This window comes from Burkholderia sp. L-4 (assembly GCF_056856535.1).
Genome location: NZ_JBXEOX010000002.1, coordinates 812774 through 834279, shown reverse-complemented (window position 1 = coordinate 834279; position 21506 = coordinate 812774). Strand labels below are relative to the sequence as shown.

The following is a 21506-nucleotide window of genomic DNA, read 5'->3' as shown; positions in this document are numbered from 1 at the left end:
GGCGCCGTTACGCGCTCATGCGCACCGCTCGCGTCCAACCTGGTCGAGCGGCGGGCCGAAGCCGAGCACCGTGTACTCCGTCACGGACACCGTTCCTCTCCCGCCGGCGCCCTGCACGACCACCGCGCGCACGGCGCCGGCGCGATCGAATTTCAGCTGCGTGCCGACCGTGGCGTGACGCAGCGCCTCCAGTTCCTCGATCCGGGCGATCGCCAGCTTGCGCACCGCGCCGGACACGTACACCGGCAGGAACACCAGCGCGATGAAGATCGACACGGCTTCCTTCGACACGCTGTCCAGCACCGGCCGGCCCGACATCACGAGCGACAGCGACGTCGCGGCGACGCAGATCGCCAGCACGGTCGCACCGACGCCGAGCGACGCGAGCCGCTCGGCCGCCTTCTTCATGCGCGCCTTCACGAGCGCACGCGCGGTCGCGGACGTCACGAGCCATTCGCGCTGCGCGCCGTGGTAACCGGCGAAGCCGAGGAACAGCGTCGCGGCCGCGCTGACGGCGATGCTCGTGTACAGCGCGTCGACCATCATGCAGACGAATTCGAGCGCGAACACGATGACGAGCGGGACCAGCAGCAGACGGAACGAATAACCGTCGCGGCCGTGCCCGCGAATCCACCACCTCACCGGCGCAAGCTGCCAAAAGCGGCTTTCCGGGCGGAGCGATAGTGCTTCGTTGTCGGTCAAGTTCCCCCCCTGTCGGATGCTGCGCCGTGTCGGCGCGGGCCGTGGACCGGCACGGCCGCAACCGCATTCTCCCAGATGCGCGGCACGGCGAGAAAGGAACCACCGCCTGCCGCCCGGCTCCGGCCCGACTCCGGCATGCGCCTCGCCCGACCACCACATTTTGTGCATCGCACGACCGACCCTGAGCAAAAAGTATCGGTTTCCAAACTCTTTTGATGTGGTGATCGCATCGCCCGCGTCACACCATTGTTCCTGCCGTCATCGACGGCATTCGAACAAGCAGAATCAAGGAGACACGGGTGAACAAGATGCGAATCGTCGCAGCCGGCCTGCTGCTCGGCGCCTGTCTGCCGGGCGTCGCGGCCGCGCAAGCCTGCAAGGTGCCGACCCTTCGGGTGCTCGCGCAGAAGAGCCTCGGCCTGTCGGTGATGGAGAAGTCGCTGGCCGACTACGAGAAGAAGAGCGGCACCAGGGTCGAGATCAGCTATTTCGGCGAGAACGACCGTCGCGCGAAATCGCGGCTCGACGCGTCGACCGGCGCGGGTTCCTACCAGATCTACTACGTCGACGAGGCAAACGTCGCCGAATTCGCGTCGGCCAACTGGATCGTGCCGCTCCTCAAGTACTACCCGAAGGAATACGACTACGACGATTTCCTGCCCGGCCGCCGCGCGGTCGCGAGCTACAACGGCGTCGCGTACTTCGCGCCGCTGATCGGCGGCGGCGACTTCCTGTTCTACCGCCGCGACCTGCTCGACGCCGCGCACATCCCGGTGCCGAAGACGCTCGACCAGCTCGTCGCCGCGATCAAGAAGCTCAACGCGCCGCCGAAGCTGTACGGCTGGGTCGCGCGCGGCCAGCGCGGCTCGGGGATGAACGTGTGGCGCTGGTCGCCGTTCATGCTCGGGATGGGCGGCGCATGGACCGACAAGGGCGGCCAGCCCGCGTTCAACTCGCCGGCCGCCGTGAAGGCCACGCAGCTCTACAGCGACCTGTTCAAGTACGCGCCGCCGGGCGCCGCGACCTACGACTGGAGCAACGCGCTCGAAGCGTTCCGCTCGGGCAAGGTCGCGTTCATGATCGAATCGACGCCGTTCGCCGACTGGATGGAGGACGCGAGCAAGTCGAGCGTGGCCGGCAAGGTCGGCTACACGCGCCCGCCCGCGCCGCTGCCGTCGGCCGCGTACGGCCACGGCTTCGCGATCTCGGCGGTCGGCGCGAAGGACGACTGCACGCGGATGGCCGCCGGCCGCTTCATCGCGTGGGCGACCAGCAAGGACCAGGAACAGGCGCGGCTGCGCAACGGCGTGTTCAGCGACTACAACCGCTCGAGCACGATCGGCAGCCCGTACTTCAAGCAGCACGTCGCGCCGCAGATCCAGGCCGGACTGAACGACACCAACCCCGTCACGCAGGTGACGATCTGGCGCACGCCGCAGTGGCCGGACATCGGCGACAACCTCGGCATCGCGCTCGAACAGGTGTTCACCGGCACGCAGACGGATATCCGCGGCACGCTCGACGACGCGGCCCAGTACGCGAAGGATGCGCTCGAACATGGCACTCGCAAATGACGGCGCGGGCGGGCGCGCGCTCGACGTCCGCCCTGCCCCTTCCCCTCCTGCGGCCCGGCACGGCCGCGCGCGCCGCGACCGCACGAGCCTGCCGTGGGTATTCCTCGCGCCGACGCTCGCGCTGCTCGCGGTCCTGAGCCTCGTCCCGACCGTCGCCGCGATCAACCTTGCGCTGCGCAACCGCGTGCTGCGCTACCCGGACAGCGAATACGTCGGCCTGCGCAATTTCGTCCGGCTCGCGTCGGACCGCCGCTTCCTGAACGCGATCGAGGTGTCGGTGCTGTGGGAAGTCGTCACGGTCGCCGGCGCGGTGCTGGTCGGAATCGCGCTCGCCGTGTTCCTGTTCGAGCGTGTGCACGGCCGCTGGCGCCGTCTTGCGTCGCTGGTGCTGATCATGCCGGTGCTGCTGCCGCGCGTGTCGGCCGCGTTCATCTGGAAGTTCATGTACGCGCCGCTCACCGGCATCCTGAGCTGGCTGCTCGGCACGCTCGGCGTCGAGAACACCGCGTTCCTCGCCGATCCGCATCTCGCGCTGTACGCGGTCGCGCTCGTCGACGTATGGCAATGGGGGCTGTTCTTCTCGGTCGTGATCCTGAAGCTGCTGGAGACGCTGCCGCCCGAGCCGCTCGAAGCCGCGCGGCTCGACTACGCGACGACGTGGCAGGTGCATGCGTACATCGCGCTGCCGATGCTGAAGGCGCCGCTCGTGAGCCTCGTGTTCATCAAGATGGTCGAGTCGCTGCGTTCGTTCGACCTGATCTACGTGATGACCAAGGGCGGCCCCGGCATCGCGACCGAGACGCTCGATCTCTACGCGTACCAGCAGGGCATCGGCCTCGCCGGCAAGGTGTCGTATGCGTCGGGCATGGCCGTGCTGATGATGGTCGCGACCACGCTCGTCTTCACGCTCATCTGGAAGAGGGTCAACAAATGGGACGACTGATGGCTCGCCGAATGGCTCGCCGCGGCCCCGCCGCCGTTTCCACCGTCGCGATCGCCGGCGCGATCCTGCTCGTCGCCGCGTTTCCGCTGTTCTGGGCCGTGCTCAATTCGCTCAAGCACCTGCTCGACATCGTCACGCCGACGCCGCGCTTCATCTTCACGCCGACGCTCGCGAACTACGAGCAGGTGCTGTCGAGCCCCGAAGTGTTGATCGGGCTCGGCAACAGCATCGCGATCGTCGGCGCGGCCGTGCTGATCGGCGCGGTGCTCGGCGTGCCGGCCGCGTATGCGATCGCGCGCTACCCGGTGCGCGGCAAGCGCGACATCCAGTTCTTCCTGCTGTCGCTGCGCTTTTTGCCGCCGGTCGCGGTCGCGCTGCCGCTGATCGCGATCTGGGTCGATCTCGGGCTGTACGACACGAAGCTGTCGATGATCGTCACGTACCTGCTGGTCACGCTGTCGACCATCACGTGGCTGTCGATCCCGGTGTTCCGCCGGCTGCCGCGCGAGATCGAGGAAGCCGCCGCGCTCGACGGCTACGGCCCGTACGCGGTGTTCTGGCATATCGCGCTGCCGGTGTGCGCGAGCACGCTGCTCGGCGGCATCGTGTTCAGCTTCGTGCTGGTCTGGAACGAACTGACGATCGCGCTCGCGCTGACGTCGTCGCGCAGCGCGACGCTGCCGGTGGTCGCGTCCGCGTTCACGTCGCTCGGCCAGGAAGTGCCGTGGGGCGTGATCAATGCGTCGACGGTGCTGCTCGCGCTGCCGCCGCTCGTGTTCGTCGGCATGCTGAGCCGCCTGCTCAATTCGATGGTCAAGGGAAAATAAGGAGGAAACGTTGAAAGCGCTCGTACTCGAACGCACGCGCGAGCTCGCGCTGCGCGACATCGACCTGCCGCAACAGGTCGGCCCCGGCGATGTCCGGATCAAGGTGCATACGGTCGGCGTCTGCGGCAGCGACGTGCATTACTACGTTCACGGCGGCATCGGCCCGTTTCGCGTCGACGCGCCGATGGTGCTCGGCCACGAGGCGTCCGGCACCGTCGTCGAGACCGGCGCCGCCGTCACGCACCTGCGCGTCGGCGACCGCGTGTGCATGGAGCCCGGCGTGCCGCGCCTCGATTCGCCCGCGACGCTGCGCGGGCTCTACAACCTCGATCCCGACGTGCGCTTCTGGGCGACGCCGCCCGTCCACGGCTGCCTGACGCCGTTCGTCGTGCACCCGGCCGCGTTCACGTACCGGCTGCCCGACAACGTGTCGTTTGCCGAAGGCGCGATCGTCGAGCCGCTGTCGATCGGCCTGCAGGCCGCGAAGAAGGCGGCGATGAAGCCGGGCGACCTCGCGGTCGTGATCGGCGCCGGCACGATCGGCGCGATGACGGCGCTCGCCGCGCTCGCGGGCGGCGCCGCGCGCGTGATCCTCGCCGACGTCGTACCCGAGAAGCTCGCGCTGTTCGCCGGCAACCCGGCCGTCACGACCGTCGACGTGCGCACGCGGCCGCTTGCCGACGCCGTAGCGGAAGCCTCCGGCGGCTGGGGCGCGGACGTCGTGTTCGAGGCAAGCGGCAGCGCGAACGCCTATGCGGGCCTCGTCGACCTGATGTGCCCGGGCGGCTGCGCGGTGCTGATCGGCATGCCGGTCGCCCCCGTGCCGCTCGACGTGGTCGCGCTGCAGGCGAAGGAAGGCCGCATCGAATCGGTCTTCCGCTACGCGAACATCTTCCCGCGCGCACTGGCGCTGATCGCGTCCGGCGCGATCGACGTGAAGCCGTTCATCTCGCGCACGTTCCCGTTTTCCGAAGGCGTGCGCGCGTTCGAGGAAGCGGCGAGCGGCCAGCCGCGCGACGTCAAGATTCAGATCGAAATGGATTGAGCCATGGCCCAGATCACCTGCAAGGCTTTGTCGAAGCACTACGACGGCGGCCCCGCCGTGCTGCATCCGCTCGACCTCGAGATCGCCGACGGCGAATTCATCGTATTGCTCGGCCCGTCCGGCTGCGGCAAGTCGACGATGCTGCGGATGATCGCGGGCCTCGAGGCGATCACCGGCGGCGAACTCGTGATCGGTGATGCGGTCGTGAACGACCTGCCGTCGCGCGAGCGCAATGTCGCGATGGTGTTCCAGAACTACGCGCTGTACCCGCACATGACGGTGTACGACAACATCGCGTTCGGCCTGCGGCGCCTGAAGGTGCCGGCCGACGAAATCGACCGCCGTGTGCGCGACGTCGCGCGCATCCTGAGCCTCGACGCGCTGCTCGAGCGCCGCCCGCGCGCGATGTCGGGCGGCCAGCAGCAGCGCGCGGCGATCGCGCGCGCGATGATCAAGACGCCGGCCGTGTTCCTGTTCGACGAGCCGCTGTCGAACCTCGACGCGAAGCTGCGCACGCAGTTGCGCGGCGACATCAAGCGGCTGCACCGGCGGCTGAAGACGACGACGCTGTACGTCACGCACGACCAGCTCGAGGCAATGACGCTCGCGGACCGCGTCGTGCTGATGCGCGGCGGTCGCATCGAGCAGATCGGTACGCCGGCCGAGCTGTACGGCCAGCCGCATACCGTGTTCGCCGCCGGGTTCGTCGGCACGCCCGCGATGAACTTCGCGGACGGCACGATCGGGCGCCACGGCGCGACCGTGGTGCTCGACTGCAACGGCACGCGCTGGCCGCTCGCGTCGTCGCGCTTCGCGCGGCTGCAGGACGGCCAGCAGGTCAAGGCGGCGGTCCGCCCGAATCACCTGCGGCTCGTCGCCGAAGGCGATTCGACCCCCGGCACGCACGCGCTGACCGGCACCGTGGAACTCGTCGAGCTGCTCGGCGCCGAGGCGCTCGTCACGCTCGACTGGCGCGGCCAGCCGTGCGCGGCCCTCGTGCCGGCACCGATGGCCCCGGCCCCGGGCGCCGTGGTAGCGTTGCGCTTCGACGAAGCAGCCCTGCACCTGTTCGACGCCGGCACCGAGCGCAACGTCACGCTGCCCGACGCGAACCCGATCGCGCACGCGGCCCCGCCGGCGGCCGCGACGCGCGCCACGCCGCCTGCCGCGACGGGCTGGTCGATGTCCCGCTCGTAGCACGCCGGCACGCCCGACGGAGCACATGATGAACCCGGATCTCGAGATCGTTCCCACCCACCGCGACGAATCGTTCCGCGCGTGGGTCCACGACTATCCGCATTCGGTCGCGAAGTGGCACTTTCATCCCGAATACGAGATTCATCTGATCCAGGCGTCGCACGGCAAGGTGTTCGTCGGCGACCATATCGGCGATTTCGGCCCCGGCAACCTGATCGTCACCGGGCCGAACCTGCCGCACAACTGGGTCAGCGAACTCCCCGACGGCGAGCGTGTGCCGTCGCGCGACGTCGTGCTGCAGTTCTCGCGCGATGCGATCGAGAAGATGGTCGGCGCGTTCAGCGAGCTGCAGCCGGTGATCGACCTGATCGACGACGCGGCGCGTGGCGTGCAGTTTCCCGACCGCATCGGCATCGAGGTCGCGCCGCTGATGCTCGAGCTCGCGAACGCGCACGGCTGCCGGCGCGTCGAGATCCTGATGTCGCTGTTCGACCGGCTGTCGTCGTGCCGCGAGCGGCGCGTGCTCGCGGGCCCCGGCTACCGCAGCGACGCGCAGCACTACATGTCGTCGACCATCAACCAGGTGCTGTCGTACCTGCAGCAGAACCTGCCCGGCGTGCTGCGCGAGACCGACGTCGCCGCGTTCGCCGGCATGAGCGTCAGCACCTTCACGCGGTTCTTCCGCCGCCATACCGGCTCGTCGTTCGTGCGCTACCTGAACCGGCTGCGCATCAACGAGGCGTGCGAGCTGCTGATGTTTTCCGACCTGACGGTGACCGACATCTGCTACCGGGTCGGCTTCAACAACCTGTCGAACTTCAACCGTCAGTTTCTCGCGATGAAACAGGTGCCGCCGTCGAAGTTCCGCGCGCTGCATCGCCTCAACGAACCGCACGGCCGCGACGACGACGCGCCGCTCCCGCGACGCGCGCCGCCGCGCGCCCCAGACAGGACGCTTCATACGTGACATTTCTCGGCATCGATCTCGGCACGTCCGAGGTCAAGGTTCTCCTCACCGATTCCGGCTCCGTGCCCCTCGCGACCGGCTCGGCCACGCTGTCGATCAGCCGCCCGCATCCGCACTGGTCCGAACAGAGCCCGCAGGCGTGGTGGCACGCGATGCTCGATGCGATCGCGTCGGTGCGCGCCGCGCATCCGGCCGGCTTCGCCGCGCTGCGCGGCATCGCGCTGTCCGGGCAGATGCACGGCGCGACGCTGATCGATCGCGCGGACCAGGTGCTGCGGCCCGCGATCCTGTGGAACGACACGCGCGCCGGCACCGAATGCGTCGAACTCGAGGCGCTGGTGCCGGAGTCGCGCGCGATCACCGGCAACATGGCGATGCCGGGTTTCACCGCGCCGAAACTGCTGTGGCTCGCGAAGTACGAGCCGGCCGTGTTCCGCGCGGTGCACAAGGTGCTGCTGCCGAAGGATTACCTGATCTGGCGCCTGTCCGGCGAATTCGTGTCCGACCTGTCCGATGCGTCGGGCACGCTGTGGCTCGACTGCGCGCGCCGCGACTGGTCCGACCGGATGCTCGCCGCGACCGAGCTGTCGCGCGCGCAGATGCCGCGCCTCGTCGAAGGCAATGCGCCGGCCGCGCAACTGCGCGATGCGCTGCGGCGCGAATGGGGCATCGCGGGGCCCGTGACGATCGCCGGCGGGGCCGGCGACAACGCGGCGTCGGCGATCGGCATGGGCGTCACGGGCGCCGGCAGCGGCTTCCTGTCGCTCGGCACGTCCGGCGTGCTGTTCGCCGGCAACGACCGCTTCGCGCCGAACCCGGATGCGGCGGTGCACGCGTTCTGCCACTGCATCGAAGGACGCTGGCACCAGATGAGCGTGATCCTGTCGGCCGCCGCGAGCCTCGACTGGCTCGCGCGCGCGCACGGCACGACCGCCGGCGCGCTGGCCGCGCGCGCCGGGCACGCCGATCCGGCGCGTGCGCCGCTGTTCCTGCCGTATCTCGGCGGCGAGCGCACGCCGCACAACGACGCGCATGCGCGCGGCGTGTTCTTCGGGTTGTCCAACGAGCACGACGCGGACGACCTCGCCTATGCGGTGATGGAAGGTGTCGCGTTCGCGATGGCCGACGGCTACGACGCGCTGCGTGCGGCCGGCACGACGCTCGACACGGTGTCGTTCATCGGCGGCGGCTCGAAGAGCGCGTTCTGGGCGCGGCTGTGCGCGAATGCGACCGGGCTCGCGATGCAGCGTCATGCGGACGGTGCCGTCGGCGCGGCACTCGGCGCCGCGCGTCTGGCGCGACTGGCGGCGACGGGCGACCCGCTCGAGGCAGTCTGCGTCGCGCCGCCGGTGACGGAGACGGTCGCGCCCGATTCGGCGTCGGTCGATCGGCTGGCGGGGCGGCTCACGCGGTATCGGCGGTTGTATCGGGCGTTGCGGGAGGAATTCGCGGCCGCCGACTGAGCGGCCGCGCCATCGCGCTTGACCCGGCCCTTGGGGTCGCCTTTATGCTGGACGCAACCAATCGACCGCAAAGAGGTGACGGATGGGTAGGTCCACGCCCCGTTTGAACGCATCCGCGGCCGCCGCGCAGCTTGGTGTTTCGACCAAGGCGCTGCGGCTGTATGAGCAGCATGGCCTCGTCATGCCGGAGCGCACGCCGGCCGGATACCGCGCGTACGGCCCGGACGACCTCGCCCGCGCCGCCGACATCGCGGCACTGCGCAAGCTCGGCCTCAGCCTCGCGCAGGTGGCGGACGTGCTCGACGGCGATGCGCGCAGCCTCGATGCCGCACTGGCGGCACACGAAACCGCGCTCGATCGCGGCGTTCAGGATCTGGTGCGCAAGATGGACCGCGTGCGCGCGATCCGCGCCGGCCTCGCGCGCGGCCGGATGCCTGCCGGCGGCGAGCTGACGCGGCTGCTCGACGATTCGGGTACCGGCGTCGCGTTCAGCCTGCCGTGGCCGTGGGGCGGCGAGTGGTTCGAGTGTCGCGATATCCGGCCGCTGAACTACATCATCGGCTCGCTGGGAAGCGGCAAGACGCGGCTCGCGCTTCGGCTGGCCGACGCGCTGCCCGGTGCCGTGTTCGTGGGGCTCGATCGACTGGAAAACGACTGTGCGGCGGCATGCGCGGCAGTGCGCGCCGATCCAGCGCTGAAGTCGTGCGTCGACCGCGCGCTGACCTCGCTCGCCGACAGGGGCGCCACGCCGTCGGCAGCGCTGACCGCGCTGCTCGTCAACCTCGAAGCGGAAGGCCCGCGCACGCTGGTCGTCGACATGATCGAACAGGATCTCGACCGTTCCACGCAACTGGCCTTGATGGCCCATCTGCGTGAACGCGCCGCCGCCGGCAGGCGGCCGCTGTTCCTGCTCACGCGCTCGTCGGCGATCCTCGACCTGGCGGCCGTCGGCCCCGACGAAACCATCCTGTTGTGCCCGGCCAATCACAGCCCGCCTTCACGGGTGGCGCCTTACCCGGGCGCGCCCGGTTACGAGGCGGTGGCGACATGCCTGGCGTCGCCGGCGGTCCGCGAGCGGCTCGCCCGCCGGCCGGAAGCGGCGTGAGCAGGTATCAGGATTCCAGCCGCCCCAGCCTGCGCGCCATCGCCGGGCTCACCGCATGCACGGGATCGAAGCCGAAGAATTCGAGCACGTGCCGCGCGACATCGTCGCGATCGTTGTCCGCGCAGATCATGTGATAGCTGTTTTCCAGCACGATCCCGCGCGCGTCGGGCATCTTCTCCAGCAGGAAATCGGCCGAGCGCAGGCTCGTCAGTTCGTCCTCGCGCGCATGCAGCACGAGTGTCGGGCACGGCGTGCCTGGCGCGGCCTCGCGCACCCAGTCGCGCATCCGGTCGACCTGCCGCACGCACGCGAGCGGCACCCACGCATAGTGGAAACCGTCCTGCCGCTCGAACTTCTTCTTCACGATCGCGCGGATCGTCGCGTTCTTGATGCCGAACGGATCGCCTTCCTCGACGCGCATCCGTTCCGCCACCCCCGGCACGCGATACAGCACGTGCCGCAGCGACCGATACCACGGCGTCGACCAGCCGTCGATGAATACCGGCGCGGCCAGCAACGCGAGCCGGCCGCGCACATGCTGCACGCGGTGGCACAGCAGCAGCGCGACCAGCGCGCCCATGCACATCCCCGCGACATGCAGCGTGTCGTACTCGCGTTCCAGCGCACGATACTGTTCGGTCACCGCGTCGAGCCACGCCTCCGCGCGCACGCCGACCAGATCCTCGGGGCGCGTGCCGTGCCCCGGCAGCGTGATCATGTGCGGGTCGGCGCCCGCGCGCCGCATCGCCTTGTGCAGCGAACCGAGATCGTATTGCGTGCCGCCGAGCCCATGGATCAGCAGGACGCCCGTACGCCCTGTCATGACGCGTGCCCGCTCATTCGTCCGCCGGCCACACGCGCTCGATCTGCCAGACGCCCGCGACCACCGTCACGTCGACGTTCGAATCGAGCAGCGGCGCGCCGTGGTCGGTGATCGTCCGCGTGCCGCCGTCGCGCAGCACGATGCGCAGCGACAGCGACGCGCGGTCCTCGCCCGCGATCTCCGCGTTCCAGTAGTCGCTCAGTGCTTCGCGGTCGCCCGGCTGCACGCGTTCGAGCACGAGCGGCACGCTCGCGATCTGCGACGCGTCGACGCCGACGCCGAACACGCGCTCGACGTCGCCGCTCCAGTCGATCCGGCCCGACTCCGGATCGAGCACGTACGCGATCTGGCCGGCGCTCGCGAGCGCGAGCTCCATGTTGTTCTGCAGCACCGCCGCATGCTCGTGCACGCGTTCGCGGGTCGTCTTCAGCGTGCTGACCGCCAGCACCAGCAGCGATGCAACCGCGAGATAAAGCTGCGCTTCGAGCAGCGCGCTGCCGTAGTGTTCGTGGAACGACGAGAACGGGCCGTCGCCCTGCGCGGTCTGCTCGATCACGATCAGCGCGAGCACCAGCACCGACGACGAGCCCGCGCGGCCGCCGAGCAGCAGCGTGACCGCCACGGCCAGGAACAGCGGGACATAGGTGAGCGCGAAGCCGGCGCCCGTGCCGAATTTCCGCGACGTGTCGCCGTCGAAGATCGCGAGCGCGACGAGCGCGAGCAGCGCGAACGCGACGATGCCGAGCATCAGGTCGAAGCGCTCGTGGTCGCCGGAGCGGTGCGCGCGAAAGCGCGACCACGACGCGAGCACCGGCGTGACCAGCAGCACGCCGACGAAATCGGACGCGGCCCACACCGACCACACGTCGAAGAACGACGCGCCCTTGACCGTCGTGTACCACGCCGCGCCGCCGATCGCGCCGACGACGCCCGCGATCAGCCCGGCGAGGATCACCGAGCGCAGGAAGTACAGCCCTTCGAGCGAGAAGCGCACGCGCTGCACGAGCCAGACGGCCAGCGCGGCCGCGCCGACCTCGTCGACCGTGAACAGCACGGCGTTGACGAGGCTGCCGTGTTCGATCGCGGTCAGCGCGAGCTGGCCGACGAGGAACGCGCCGGCCAGCGTCAGCCAGTCGCGCACCGGGCGCAGCATGAAAGCGCCGACCGTCACGCCGGCCGGCAGCCAGATATAGCCCGTCAGCCGGACGGGGCCGTTGAACTCGTGCGAGATGTAGCCGGTCGCGAGATACAGCGCCGCCCAGAGCAGCGCGGCGACGAGCCCCGGCCGCGATCGTTTGGTGTCCATCGAGAATCCCTGTATGCCGCGCCTGCGGCCTGCAGGTGCGCGATGTGCGAATGATATGCGGACGGCGCGGGCCGGGGAATACCGGGGGCCGGCGGCGCCGGCGTGCCCGCAAGCCGGCGGTTGTGACCGGGAAGATATCGGAAAAGTTCGCGGGTGGCCGGATGCTGTCGGGACACGTCCGCGTGTCCCCCTGGCCGAATGGCCAAATTCGCGCATGGCAGGTCGTTCACCCCCATCATGAAAGACATCCGGAAGCACACGTTTCGGGTATCGTCCCCCTTTCCAGCCCGCATTCGACATGACCACATGCAATGGAAACCGTCCCGGCCCGGCCGATCTCGGCCCCTTTGATGCCATGAGCCGATTTCGCGTCACGTACGACGGCCCCGCGCTCGAATCGTCCGAGATGGACGTGCGCGAACTCGCGCCCGCGCTGCTTGCATTCGGCGATTTGCTCGACGCGTCGACGCGTGCACTGTGCGGCGATCAGGTTCGGCCGCAAGTGAATGTGCGCGGCAGCTTCAAGACCGGCAGCTTCGGCATCGACTTCACGCTCGCGACCTCGTTGCTCGGCCGCATGCGCGACATGCCGAGCGGCAACGAAGGCACGGCGCTCGCCAATGCGGTCACGATCCTGACGGCGCTCGGCATCGCCGCGCCCAAGGCGAGCAAGGGGCTTTTCGCCGTCCTCAAGTGGCAGCGCGGACGCGAGATCCGGCACGTGCGGGTGCAGGACCACGGCGCGGTGCTGCAGGTCGACGGCGACGAACTCGAGATCGACCTGCCCGTCCTCACGCTGTTGCGCGACGTCCGCGTTCGCCACGCAACCGCGCAGGTCCTTGCGCCGCTCGCGCACGAAGGCATCGAGATGTTCGCGGCCGGCACCGATACGCAAGTGTTCGAGACGGTCGCCCGCCACGAAATTGCGTGGTTTCACGCGCCCGAGCCAGCCGATGCGCTCCTGCTCGACGAGCATCGCAAGATGGCGTTCTCGATCGTGTCGCTCGCGTTCAAGGACGACAACAAATGGCGGCTGCACGACGGCACGTCGACGATTCATGCGGCGATCACGGATGCCGGCTTCCTGTCGCGCGTGAACAACAGCCAGATCAGTTTCAGCAAGGGGGACGTGCTCGTCTGCAATGTCCGCATGCAGCAATGGCAAACTTCGGACGGGGCAAAAACCGAATACGAAGTCACGGATGTCCTCGAACATCGTCCGGCCGGCCGGCAGATTCAGTTGCCCGGCCTGTGATCCGCGTCGCCGCTCCAATGCCCAACGCAATCCGTCATCCATCATGAAAACGGCGATCGATCTGCGTCCTGCCTCCGCCGCCGACCTCCCCTTCCTGCTGACGCTCCGTCGACTGACGATGACCGAGCACCTGCAGCGGGTCGGCGCGCCGACCGACGACGCAGCGCACGACCAGCGCATCCGCGCCCACTTCGAAGACGCGATGATCGTCTGCGAAGGTGCCGCCGCGATCGGCCTGCTGAAGGTGACGCGCACCGCCGTCGAGTGGCACGTCCACCAGATCCAGATCCTCCCCGCGCACCAGTGCCGCGGCATCGGCGAGGCCGTGCTGCGCGCCTTGCTGGCCGACGCCGCACGCGAGCACGTGCCGGTCTCGCTGAGCGTGCTGCACGGCAACCCGGCGCGAAGGCTCTACGAACGGCTCGGCTTCCGGCTCGCGTCGGAAACCGCCACGAGCGCGAACCTGATCTGGCGCGCATGACGCGCGCGATATCGCCGTCGCGTTACTGCGTGATCTTCGCGTCCTTCAGCAGATCGCCGATCATCTGCGCGCTCGCCTTCTCGACCGCGATCGCCTGCAGCTGCTGCTGAAGTCCCGGCTTCGCGGCCTCGAAACCCGGCACCTGCGTCGGCCGCTTCGCATCCAGCTTCACGATCGCCCGCACACCGTCGACCGGAATCGAATCCTTGGTCGTCGCGCCGACGGCCAGTTTCTCGAGCGCCTGCGCGACCGGCAGCGGCAACCCGCCCGTCTTGCCTTCCGCCGCCGGCGTGTTGAAGCTCACCCAAGACAGCTCGCCGCCGCTGTCGCGGCTCGGCGCCATGCTGTACTGCCGCGCGAGCCCGTCGAACGACTTGCCCGATTTCAGTTCGCTCAGCACGGTCGCGGCCGTCACCGGATCCTTGACGACGATCACGCGCGGCTTGTATTCGCTCTTGCCGAGCGTCGCGACGAGTGCGTCGTAGCGTGCCTTCACCTGCTCGTCGGTCACCGGCTCGGGCTTCACGTTGTCGCGCAGGTACAGCTGCACCTCGGCCGTCACCTTCGCCTGCTGCACCGCCGCCTTGACCTCGGGCTTGTCGCCGTAGTTCGCCTTTTCGGCGGCCTGTTGCACCAGCACGCGCGTGATCAGCTGGTTCTTGATCGCCTGCCGGACCTGCGGCGAGTCGGGTTGCCCGGACGCACGCAGCAGCGTATCGACGTCGGCCTGCGTGATCGGCGTGCCGTTGACGGTCGCGACGGTCGCGGCCGTCTGCGCGTGAACAGGGCCGCACAGTGCGCCGGCCAGCGCGGCAATCAGCACCAGGCGGTTCGGTGTCGTCTTCATCTTCATCGTTATCGTCGCTTCGAGCGTAAGAAGCGCGGCATGGAGCGCCGCGCCGGTTCATCGTGCACGCACACGCAGCGCCTGCGTGTGCCGCTGTCATTGTGCACGGAACCGCGTTTCCGCGTCGGGAGGTTGGGGAATGCCGCGCCGCGCAACGCGGCCGCACGCCCGGCACATCAAGGCGTCCAGCGGTACACGGTGATGCTGTTCCCCTTCACGTTGTTCTTCATCACCACGTACTCGCCGTTCGATCGACGGTACGCGCGGAGGCTGTACATCGCGTCGATCGCGCTGCTCGTATCGACCGTCGCGGGGCTCGCATTGACCAGCGTGGTGTCGAGATTGCCGGTGGCGAGGTTGAACGCGTCGACGTTCGGCCACAGCGGTCCGCTGCTGCTGAACCAGTAGCCGACGAACAGATGATTGCCGACCGCGTCGATCGATTTGGCGCCGCTGTGCGGCAGCGTGATCACCGGATCGGGCTTCGTCGTGTTGCCCGCGCTCCAGCCGTGGTACACCTCGATGCGCGTGCCGATCGACGTCCAGTCGTTGCTGCCGGGCGCACCCTGCGCGAGCACCATCGTGTCGCTGTCCGCGAGATAGACGATGCGCGTCAGCGGCAGGATGCTGGCCGGAATGCGCGTCGCGACACCGGGCCCCCACGACGGCTTGCCGTTCGCGTCGAAGCCGGTCAGCGGGTAATGCGTGATCGCGCCGGTCTTGTCGAGGCCCGCCCACACGCCGCCCTTGCTGTCGATGCTGAAGCCGCTCGTCACGCGCTGCGTCGTGTTGAATGCGGGGCCCGGAATCGAGCCGTCCGGAATCGCGATATAGCCGTTCGCCGCGTTGAAATGGTAGAAGTAGAAGACCGGCGGATTCTGGCCGGCCGCGACGAGAATCCGGTTCGTGCCCACCGACGTGAGCAGACCGAAGTGTTCGTCGCGCTGCGTGTCGCTCATGTTGATGCGCGGGTCCGCCGGGTACGCGAACGGATCGACGGTGTTCGCGACGAACTTGCCGCCCGCGGTGCCGCTGTACACGTGCGTGCCGCCATAGAACAGCGCGCCGTCCGTGACGGGATCCGGCGCGGCGATGCCTTCGAAATTCAACGACTGCAGCGTATAACGCAGGCTCCCGGTGCTGCTGTACGCATGAATGTCGGTCGCGCCGTTGCGGCCGAGATCCCAGCTGCCGCCCCACGGATTGTTGAGCACGTACAGGTTGCCGCCGGTGTCCTTGCCGATCCCGACGATGCGCGTGAAGCGCTGCGCGCCGACCTGCCCCTTGATGCCCGTCGTCGTGTCGAGATAGCCGCCGCGCACGCCGAACGTGCCGGCCAGCGCCGGTCGGCCCGCCACCGTATAGCGCTTGATGTTCTGGTCGGGGCCTTCGTCGCCCGCCAGCAGCTGGCCGGCCGCCGCATCGAAATACAGCGCCGACGGCCGCGACCCGGCCGGCATCCGGATCGTGTTCAGCAACGCGCCCGCCGGGCTGAAGCCGACGATCGAGCCCGCGCTCTTCTGCGCGACCCACACGTTGCCCGCACCGTCCACCGCGAGCGCGCCCGGCGCCGACACGTCGATGTCCCGTTGCCACACGCCGTCGGTGGTGAATACGCGCACGCGATTGCCGTAGAAGTCGCTGGCATAGAGCAGCGAACCGGCCGTCGCGAGCCCGGTGACGACGTCGATGCGCGGCTGGTTGGTCGCCGCGCTGATCTGGATCACGCGGTCGCGATATTTCGTCGCGCGGTTGTAGCGCCCCACCGCGCCGCTGCCGTACGTCTTGCCGGGCTGCAGCGCGACGAAGAGCGACGTCGCGTTGCCGGTGATCGCGCTGCCCTGGAATTCCGAATGCGTGCCGATCGAGCCGATGCTCTTGCCGTTCTGGTAGATCGCCACACCGCCTTCATCCTCGTCCCACATCGACGCGGTATAGATCACGCCTTCGGGCGCGACCCACATCGCGCGCGCGACGTTGCCGACGTGCGCCGCGAGCGTACCGTAGGTGTTCGCCAGCCAGTCGGTGGTATTACCCGCGTGCGCGGCCGGCGCAATCGCGGCGATCGCCGCGGCAACAAGCGCAGCCTGGATTCGTTTGCTGGCGACCATGACGGTTGCTCTCCTGAATGATGCAGACATTCACCTGAGGGACCGGCCGGCCAGATGGCTTGAAATCCGCAATGCGTAAATTCTTCCCGTGAATCATCCGGCGCAATCGGTATTACGTACGGCATGCGTTCGATAATGAGCAGGGCGAGAATAGCGTTATATAAATCGAAAAAAATTGCGGTCCGCTCGTGCTTGCGGCAAGCACGAGTGCGCGACAGTGAATGTTCACTTACGCACCAGCACGGGAATGGGGAGAATCGGGCGTTCGCCTGCGTGAATATCGCCGCTCGTCCTGCGGCGACGGATTGAAACGGCAAACGCTTTTAGCGGAGAATCGAAAAAGGCCGCCGAATGCGGCGCAAAATCACTGCACAAAACAAATCGCCGGCCAGAATCCGTCGCGAATCCTGGCCGGCGATTGTCATCGACTGCGGATCAGGCAACGCGTCGCCGCGCTGCCATGCATCATGCCGATGTCTCCCGCACCTTTACCTCGGTTACCGTGCCGCCGTCCGAATCATTGTCGTCGCGCGGTTCGCCGAGTTGCCCTTCCCACTTCGCGACCACCGCGGCCGCGATCGAGTTGCCGACCGCGTTGGTGGCCGAGCGCCCCATGTCGAGGAACATGTCGACGCCCATGATCAGCAGCAACCCGGCTTCGGGCAGGTTGAACTGGTTGAGCGTCGCCGCGATCACGACCAGCGACGCGCGCGGCACGCCGGCCATCCCCTTCGACGTCACCATCAGCATCAGCAGCATCGTGATCTGCGTGCCCAGCGGCAGATGAATGCCGTACACCTGGGCGATGAACAGCACCGCGAACGTGCAGTACATCATCGAGCCGTCGAGGTTGAACGAATACCCGATCGGCAGCACGAAGCTCGAGATCTTGCGGTTCACGCCGAAGCGGTCGAGCGCGTCCAGCAGCTTCGGATACGCGGCCTCGGAACTCGCCGTCGCGAACGACAGCAGGAACGGCTCGCGAATCAGCCGGATCAGCGTGAACGCACGCTTGCCGAGGAACGTCACGCCGGCGAGCGTCAGCACGCCCCACAGCAGCGCGAGCGCCAGATAGAAGCTCGCCATGAACTTCGCGAACGTCAGCAGGATGCCGAGCCCTTCGGTCGTGATCGTCGACGCGAGCGCCGCGAACACCGCGACCGGCGCAAACCACATCACCGCGCCCGTCACCTTCAGCATCACCTGCGCGAGATCCTCGATCACGCCAGTCAGGCGCTTGCCCGCGTCGCCGAGCGCGGACAGCGCGGTGCCAAAGAAGATCGAGAACACGACGATCTGCAGGATTTCGTTGTTCGCCATCGCCTCGGCAATCGACTTCGGCACCAGGTGGACCACGAAGTCCTTCAGCGTGAAGGCGCCCGTCTTCAGGTTGAGGGCCGCATCGGAAGGCGGCAGCGGCAGGCTCAGGTGGCTGCCCGGCTGCAGGATCGTCGCGGTCAGCAGGCCGAGCAGCAGCGACGTGAACGACGCGATGAAGAACCAGCCGAACGCCTTGACGCCCACACGGCCTACCGCGCTGCCGTCGCCCATCTGCGCAATGCCGACGGTCAGCGTCGCGAAGACCAGCGGTGCGATGATCATCTTGATCAAGCGCAGGAATACATCAGACAGCAACGACACGTAACCGGCGACTTCCTTCGCCATCTTCGGGTCGGGAAACGCGCTGTGGCATGCATAACCCACGGCGATACCAAGCATCATCGCAATGACGATGTACTTGGTAATGTTGTGCTTCTTCTTCATTAGTAATCCAAATCACAAAACGTATGTTGCTAACGGCTGGCAAATCATTCGCGTCCGGCTGCGAATCGGAACCTGTGTCGCCACGCGGGCGACCAGTCCGCCCTGGCGGTCGCCAGGGCGGACAAGGGGGGGGCATTCTAACGCAAATGGCGCACCGGCTTTCAAATCTGAAAGCGGCGCCGGTTGATCTGTGTCCGGATGTCGCCGGCAAAACAGGTTTTGTCGCGATCCAGCACACCCCTGGCGAGGGCCGGCCGGCGTGGAACAGCCCGGCCGGTCGGCGAGAAATCGGTCGGCGCCGCCGTGGCAAACGGGTTGCGCGCACGCACGCGTCAGCGCCACGCTCCGCGCAGGCGGCCGAGACGGTCAAGCGATCGCGACACATTCTCACAAAGATGCGCAGACCTCGACACTACGATACGTAAACGATATGTAATATTTGGAAATGATTCGCGTTGGCGCCCTGCCCGGGCGTCGATCCGCGATCGCGAGCCGCAAACGCGGCACCGTGTTCGAGTCATTGCTCCCGACGGGTTGAGCCATTCATTTCATCAGTAGTCCTTTTAATGGACGATCGAGGAAAAGCGGCATCGTGATGAACATTCTGTACACCAACTTCCACGGCGACTACGGCGGCGGCCAGGATACCTACGTACGCGATCTCGCCGCCGCGATGAGCCGGCATCACCGCGTGACCGTCGCGTCGCCGGCGGGAAGCCGCCTGTCGCGTCTGTTGAAGGACAGCCCCGACGTGGCCATCTTCGACATGGAATTCAAGCCGCGCTGGAACCGGCTGTGCCAGGAAATCGTCCGGCTGCGCCGGCGCATCGTCGACGAGCGCTTCGACGTCATCCACGTGAACGGGTCCGCCGACCACCGGCAGGTCATGCTCGCGCTGCTCGGGTGCCGCTACCGGCCCGCGGTCGTGCTCACCAAGCACAACACCTATCGGGCCGACAGTTTCGGCAACCTGCTGCGCGCACGGCTCGCCACCGACCACACCATCGCGGTCAGCGACTATGTCGCGAGCATGCTCGCGCTGCGTTCGCCGTATGGAAACGTCACGGTCGTGAAGCACGGCGTGCGCCGCCCGGCCGCCGAACGGCTGGCCGGCGACGAAATCCGCCGCCGCAAGATCGCGCTGTTCGGGCCGTCCGGCGCGGACGCAATCGTGCTGGGCAGCAGCGCCGGCACCGCGCCGGAGAAAGGCTGGATGGACCTGATCGCGGCGCTGGGCCGGCTGCCCGAAAGCGAGCGCGAGCGGTTTCGCGTGCTGCTGGTCGGCGCGGAGCCGTCCGGCGAGCAGCGCGAACAGATCGCGCGGCACAGCATGGCGTCGCGCACCGCGTTCACAGGTCGCCTCGACGACGTACGGGCGCCGTTCGCGATCGTCGACGTGTCGTTCGTGCTGTCGTACCACGAGAGCCTGTCGTACGCGTGCCGCGAAGCGATGTCGCTCGGCTGCCCCGCGATCGTCACACGCGTGGGCGGGCTGCCCGAGAACGTCGAGCCGGGCATCGACGGCTGGGTCGTCCCGCCGCGCGAGCCCGAAGCGATCGAGGCCATCCTGCGCGCGATCGTGCGCGAACCCGGCTGCGTCCGTTCGATGGGGCGCAGCGCGCGGCTGAAAGGCAAGCGCGAGTTCTCGTTCGACACCTTCGTCGACGCGACGCTGTCCGTCTATCAGAAATCGATTCGACACAACCCCTACCGCTGGGTGACATCCATGAGGTCCGCTTGATGGCAATGAATATCTGGAAGAAGTACTGGGATTTGCGGACGCAGGAATGTCCGTGCGACGTGCACTTCGTCGAATGGCTGGAATCCGTGCGTCTCAGGGGCGTGCGCATCTATCACTTCGGCACCGGCGGCCATCACCATGTCGGCATGGAATGCGCGCGGCCGCACCTGAACAACACCGTTTTCGGCGTGACGGCATCGCCGAAGGAATACAAGTCGTACGTCGAGCTCGTCACGCGGCAACCGGAGATCAGCAAGACCTACCTCGCGTATTTCGGCGACATCTATACGAGCAATTCGGGCCTGCTGCCGGCATTCGACGTCGTCACGCTGTTCCATCTGTGCGAATTCCGCGACGAGTCGAACAGCCGTTATGGCGCGAAAACGGACGAAGAAGTGCTCGACCTGTTCGCACGCCATACCGCGCCCAATGGTCACCTGTTGTTCTACAAGGGCTCGTCGGCATACCGCAAGGCCGAGCCGATCATCGCGCAGTGGGCGGCAAACGCCGATTTCGTCGAGATCGGCGACTTCAAGACCCTGCGGATCTTCCGCAAGGCCGCATAACGCCGCGTTTTTCCCGGGCTGCCGATGTTTCTTTCCGCCACGCGCCATCCGATCCTGATGTATCACCAGATACGCCCGTTGCCGCCGCCGGCCGACCGGCTACGCGGCCTGAGCGTCGCACCGGACGCGTTCCGCCGCCAGATGACGCTGTTCAAGCGGCTCGGCTACCGTGGGCTGAGCGTGCGTGAACTGCGGCCGTATCTGCGCGGCGAGCGCAGCGGCAAGGTCTTCGGCATTTCGTTCGACGACGGTTTTCGCAACGTACTGACCCATGCGATGCCGGTGCTCGACGCGCTCGGGTTCACCGCGACCTGCTATTTCGTCGCCGGCCGCTTCGGCGGCCAGAACGACTGGGATGCGGCTGACGACACCGCGCGCTCACCGCTGATGACATGCGAGGACATGCTCATGTGGCGCGACCATGGCCATGAAGTCGGCTCGCATACGCTCGATCACGTCGCGCTGTCGCAGGTGCCCGGGTTCGAGTCGGATCATCAGGTAAGCGAGTCGAAGCGGCGCCTCGAGGCATTGAGCGGCCAGCGCGTCGAATCGTTCTGCTACCCGTACGGCGACCTGGATGCGCGGGTACGCGACCAGGTCGCGGACGCCGGATACGACAATGCGACGACGACCCGGCGCGGATGTGCCGGCGCGGCCGACGATCCGTTCCTGCTGCCGCGGATTCCGGTCGCGGGCGGTGTGGGGCCGCCCGGCTGTGGCTCAAGTGCGTGAAGGCGCGGGTCATCGCACGCGGGTAGCACGGCGCCGTCGCCGGCACCCGCATCGATA

The 21506-nt window shown here is 67.8% G+C and carries 19 protein-coding genes; 13 read left to right on the top strand and 6 right to left on the bottom strand.

Going from position 1 to position 21506, the window contains the following annotated elements:
- Positions 1 to 15 precede the first annotated feature (15 nt).
- On the bottom strand, positions 16 to 702 hold the full coding sequence (locus tag AC1VVG_RS20540; protein ID WP_482836096.1) for a hypothetical protein: 687 nt from the start codon (positions 700 to 702) through the stop codon (positions 16 to 18).
- A 308-nt stretch (positions 703 to 1010) separates the two neighbouring features.
- On the opposite strand from AC1VVG_RS20540, the gene AC1VVG_RS20535 reads away from it, so the two are divergent.
- From AC1VVG_RS20535 to AC1VVG_RS20500, 8 genes are all read left to right on the top strand, one after another.
- Entirely contained in the window at positions 1011 to 2276 is a 1266-nt protein-coding gene (locus AC1VVG_RS20535; RefSeq protein WP_482837193.1) for an ABC transporter substrate-binding protein, read from the top strand.
- Complete coding sequence (locus tag AC1VVG_RS20530) at positions 2260 to 3219, top strand: carbohydrate ABC transporter permease (protein WP_482836095.1); 960 nt, start codon at positions 2260 to 2262, stop codon at positions 3217 to 3219. Before AC1VVG_RS20535 ends, AC1VVG_RS20530 begins: the two co-directional genes overlap by 17 nt.
- The gene (locus AC1VVG_RS20525) at positions 3207 to 4046 is read left to right on the top strand and encodes a carbohydrate ABC transporter permease (protein ID WP_482836094.1); all 840 of its coding nucleotides are present in this window, start codon (positions 3207 to 3209) and stop codon (positions 4044 to 4046) included. Before AC1VVG_RS20530 ends, AC1VVG_RS20525 begins: the two co-directional genes overlap by 13 nt.
- A gap of 10 nt (positions 4047 to 4056) precedes the next feature.
- Entirely contained in the window at positions 4057 to 5091 is a 1035-nt protein-coding gene (locus tag AC1VVG_RS20520; RefSeq protein WP_124609183.1) for an NAD(P)-dependent alcohol dehydrogenase, read from the top strand.
- 3 nt (positions 5092 to 5094) lie between these two features.
- A complete protein-coding gene (locus tag AC1VVG_RS20515; protein WP_482836093.1) occupies positions 5095 to 6288 on the top strand; it encodes an ABC transporter ATP-binding protein in 1194 nt (397 codons plus the stop codon).
- 28 nt (positions 6289 to 6316) lie between these two features.
- Positions 6317 to 7255 (top strand): AraC family transcriptional regulator, encoded by a 939-nt coding sequence (locus AC1VVG_RS20510; RefSeq protein WP_049030664.1) that lies wholly within the window; start codon positions 6317 to 6319, stop codon positions 7253 to 7255.
- Positions 7252 to 8718 carry a xylulokinase gene (gene xylB / locus AC1VVG_RS20505; protein WP_482836092.1) on the top strand — a complete coding sequence of 489 codons (1467 nt, stop codon included), beginning with the start codon at positions 7252 to 7254 and terminating at the stop codon, positions 8716 to 8718. Before AC1VVG_RS20510 ends, xylB begins: the two co-directional genes overlap by 4 nt.
- An 82-nt stretch (positions 8719 to 8800) precedes the next feature.
- Positions 8801 to 9823 carry a MerR family transcriptional regulator gene (locus tag AC1VVG_RS20500; RefSeq protein ID WP_034189714.1) on the top strand — a complete coding sequence of 341 codons (1023 nt, stop codon included), beginning with the start codon at positions 8801 to 8803 and terminating at the stop codon, positions 9821 to 9823.
- 7 nt (positions 9824 to 9830) lie between these two features.
- On the opposite strand, the gene AC1VVG_RS20495 is transcribed toward AC1VVG_RS20500, so the two are convergent.
- Entirely contained in the window at positions 9831 to 10646 is an 816-nt protein-coding gene (locus AC1VVG_RS20495; RefSeq protein ID WP_069705938.1) for an alpha/beta hydrolase, read from the bottom strand.
- Positions 10647 to 10659: 13 nt separating this feature from the next.
- The gene (locus AC1VVG_RS20490; protein WP_482836091.1) at positions 10660 to 11952 is read right to left on the bottom strand and encodes an MASE1 domain-containing protein; all 1293 of its coding nucleotides are present in this window, start codon (positions 11950 to 11952) and stop codon (positions 10660 to 10662) included.
- Positions 11953 to 12250: 298 nt separating this feature from the next.
- On the opposite strand from AC1VVG_RS20490, the gene AC1VVG_RS20485 reads away from it, so the two are divergent.
- Both AC1VVG_RS20485 and AC1VVG_RS20480 read left to right on the top strand, forming a co-directional pair.
- On the top strand, positions 12251 to 13207 hold the full coding sequence (locus AC1VVG_RS20485; RefSeq protein WP_482836090.1) for an LAPAL motif-containing putative phage structural protein: 957 nt from the start codon (positions 12251 to 12253) through the stop codon (positions 13205 to 13207).
- Between the two features lie 43 nt (positions 13208 to 13250).
- On the top strand, positions 13251 to 13688 hold the full coding sequence (locus AC1VVG_RS20480; RefSeq protein ID WP_034189718.1) for a GNAT family N-acetyltransferase: 438 nt from the start codon (positions 13251 to 13253) through the stop codon (positions 13686 to 13688).
- A 22-nt stretch (positions 13689 to 13710) separates the two neighbouring features.
- Here the strand turns inward: AC1VVG_RS20480 and AC1VVG_RS20475 are convergent, their stop codons facing one another.
- The 3 genes from AC1VVG_RS20475 to AC1VVG_RS20465 all read right to left on the bottom strand — a co-directional run bounded on the left by AC1VVG_RS20475 (position 13711) and on the right by AC1VVG_RS20465 (position 18410).
- Positions 13711 to 14541 (bottom strand): peptidylprolyl isomerase, encoded by an 831-nt coding sequence (locus tag AC1VVG_RS20475; protein ID WP_482836089.1) that lies wholly within the window; start codon positions 14539 to 14541, stop codon positions 13711 to 13713.
- Between the two features lie 170 nt (positions 14542 to 14711).
- Positions 14712 to 16646 carry an SMP-30/gluconolactonase/LRE family protein gene (locus tag AC1VVG_RS20470; protein ID WP_482836088.1) on the bottom strand — a complete coding sequence of 645 codons (1935 nt, stop codon included), beginning with the start codon at positions 16644 to 16646 and terminating at the stop codon, positions 14712 to 14714.
- Positions 16647 to 17111: 465 nt separating this feature from the next.
- A complete protein-coding gene (locus AC1VVG_RS20465; RefSeq protein ID WP_034189721.1) occupies positions 17112 to 18410 on the bottom strand; it encodes a dicarboxylate/amino acid:cation symporter in 1299 nt (432 codons plus the stop codon).
- A 595-nt stretch (positions 18411 to 19005) separates the two neighbouring features.
- On the opposite strand from AC1VVG_RS20465, the gene AC1VVG_RS20460 reads away from it, so the two are divergent.
- Genes AC1VVG_RS20460 through AC1VVG_RS20450 form a run of 3 tightly spaced genes read left to right on the top strand, consistent with a single transcriptional unit; the run spans position 19006 to position 21449 of the window.
- Positions 19006 to 20151, top strand: a complete 1146-nt coding sequence (locus AC1VVG_RS20460) for a glycosyltransferase (RefSeq protein ID WP_482837192.1) — start codon at positions 19006 to 19008, stop codon at positions 20149 to 20151.
- A 5-nt stretch (positions 20152 to 20156) separates the two neighbouring features.
- Positions 20157 to 20717 carry a hypothetical protein gene (locus tag AC1VVG_RS20455; RefSeq protein WP_049031011.1) on the top strand — a complete coding sequence of 187 codons (561 nt, stop codon included), beginning with the start codon at positions 20157 to 20159 and terminating at the stop codon, positions 20715 to 20717.
- A 24-nt stretch (positions 20718 to 20741) separates the two neighbouring features.
- Positions 20742 to 21449 carry a polysaccharide deacetylase family protein gene (locus AC1VVG_RS20450; RefSeq protein WP_482836087.1) on the top strand — a complete coding sequence of 236 codons (708 nt, stop codon included), beginning with the start codon at positions 20742 to 20744 and terminating at the stop codon, positions 21447 to 21449.
- Positions 21450 to 21506 lie beyond the last annotated feature (57 nt).

Coding starts and splice junctions, on each gene's coding strand:
- AC1VVG_RS20530 (WP_482836095.1), top strand. CDS start 2,260: ATGGCACTCGCAAATGACGGCGCGGGCGGGCGCGCGCTCGACGTCCGC.
- AC1VVG_RS20500 (WP_034189714.1), top strand. CDS start 8,801: ATGGGTAGGTCCACGCCCCGTTTGAACGCATCCGCGGCCGCCGCGCAG.
- AC1VVG_RS20465 (WP_034189721.1), bottom strand. CDS start 18,410: ATGAAGAAGAAGCACAACATTACCAAGTACATCGTCATTGCGATGATG.
- AC1VVG_RS20470 (WP_482836088.1), bottom strand. CDS start 16,646: ATGGTCGCCAGCAAACGAATCCAGGCTGCGCTTGTTGCCGCGGCGATC.
- AC1VVG_RS20485 (WP_482836090.1), top strand. CDS start 12,251: ATGACCACATGCAATGGAAACCGTCCCGGCCCGGCCGATCTCGGCCCC.
- AC1VVG_RS20480 (WP_034189718.1), top strand. CDS start 13,251: ATGAAAACGGCGATCGATCTGCGTCCTGCCTCCGCCGCCGACCTCCCC.
- AC1VVG_RS20460 (WP_482837192.1), top strand. CDS start 19,006: ATGAACATTCTGTACACCAACTTCCACGGCGACTACGGCGGCGGCCAG.
- AC1VVG_RS20515 (WP_482836093.1), top strand. CDS start 5,095: ATGGCCCAGATCACCTGCAAGGCTTTGTCGAAGCACTACGACGGCGGC.
- AC1VVG_RS20475 (WP_482836089.1), bottom strand. CDS start 14,541: ATGAAGATGAAGACGACACCGAACCGCCTGGTGCTGATTGCCGCGCTG.
- AC1VVG_RS20525 (WP_482836094.1), top strand. CDS start 3,207: ATGGGACGACTGATGGCTCGCCGAATGGCTCGCCGCGGCCCCGCCGCC.
- AC1VVG_RS20535 (WP_482837193.1), top strand. CDS start 1,011: ATGCGAATCGTCGCAGCCGGCCTGCTGCTCGGCGCCTGTCTGCCGGGC.
- AC1VVG_RS20450 (WP_482836087.1), top strand. CDS start 20,742: ATGTTTCTTTCCGCCACGCGCCATCCGATCCTGATGTATCACCAGATA.
- AC1VVG_RS20495 (WP_069705938.1), bottom strand. CDS start 10,646: ATGACAGGGCGTACGGGCGTCCTGCTGATCCATGGGCTCGGCGGCACG.
- AC1VVG_RS20455 (WP_049031011.1), top strand. CDS start 20,157: ATGAATATCTGGAAGAAGTACTGGGATTTGCGGACGCAGGAATGTCCG.
- AC1VVG_RS20510 (WP_049030664.1), top strand. CDS start 6,317: ATGAACCCGGATCTCGAGATCGTTCCCACCCACCGCGACGAATCGTTC.
- AC1VVG_RS20490 (WP_482836091.1), bottom strand. CDS start 11,952: ATGGACACCAAACGATCGCGGCCGGGGCTCGTCGCCGCGCTGCTCTGG.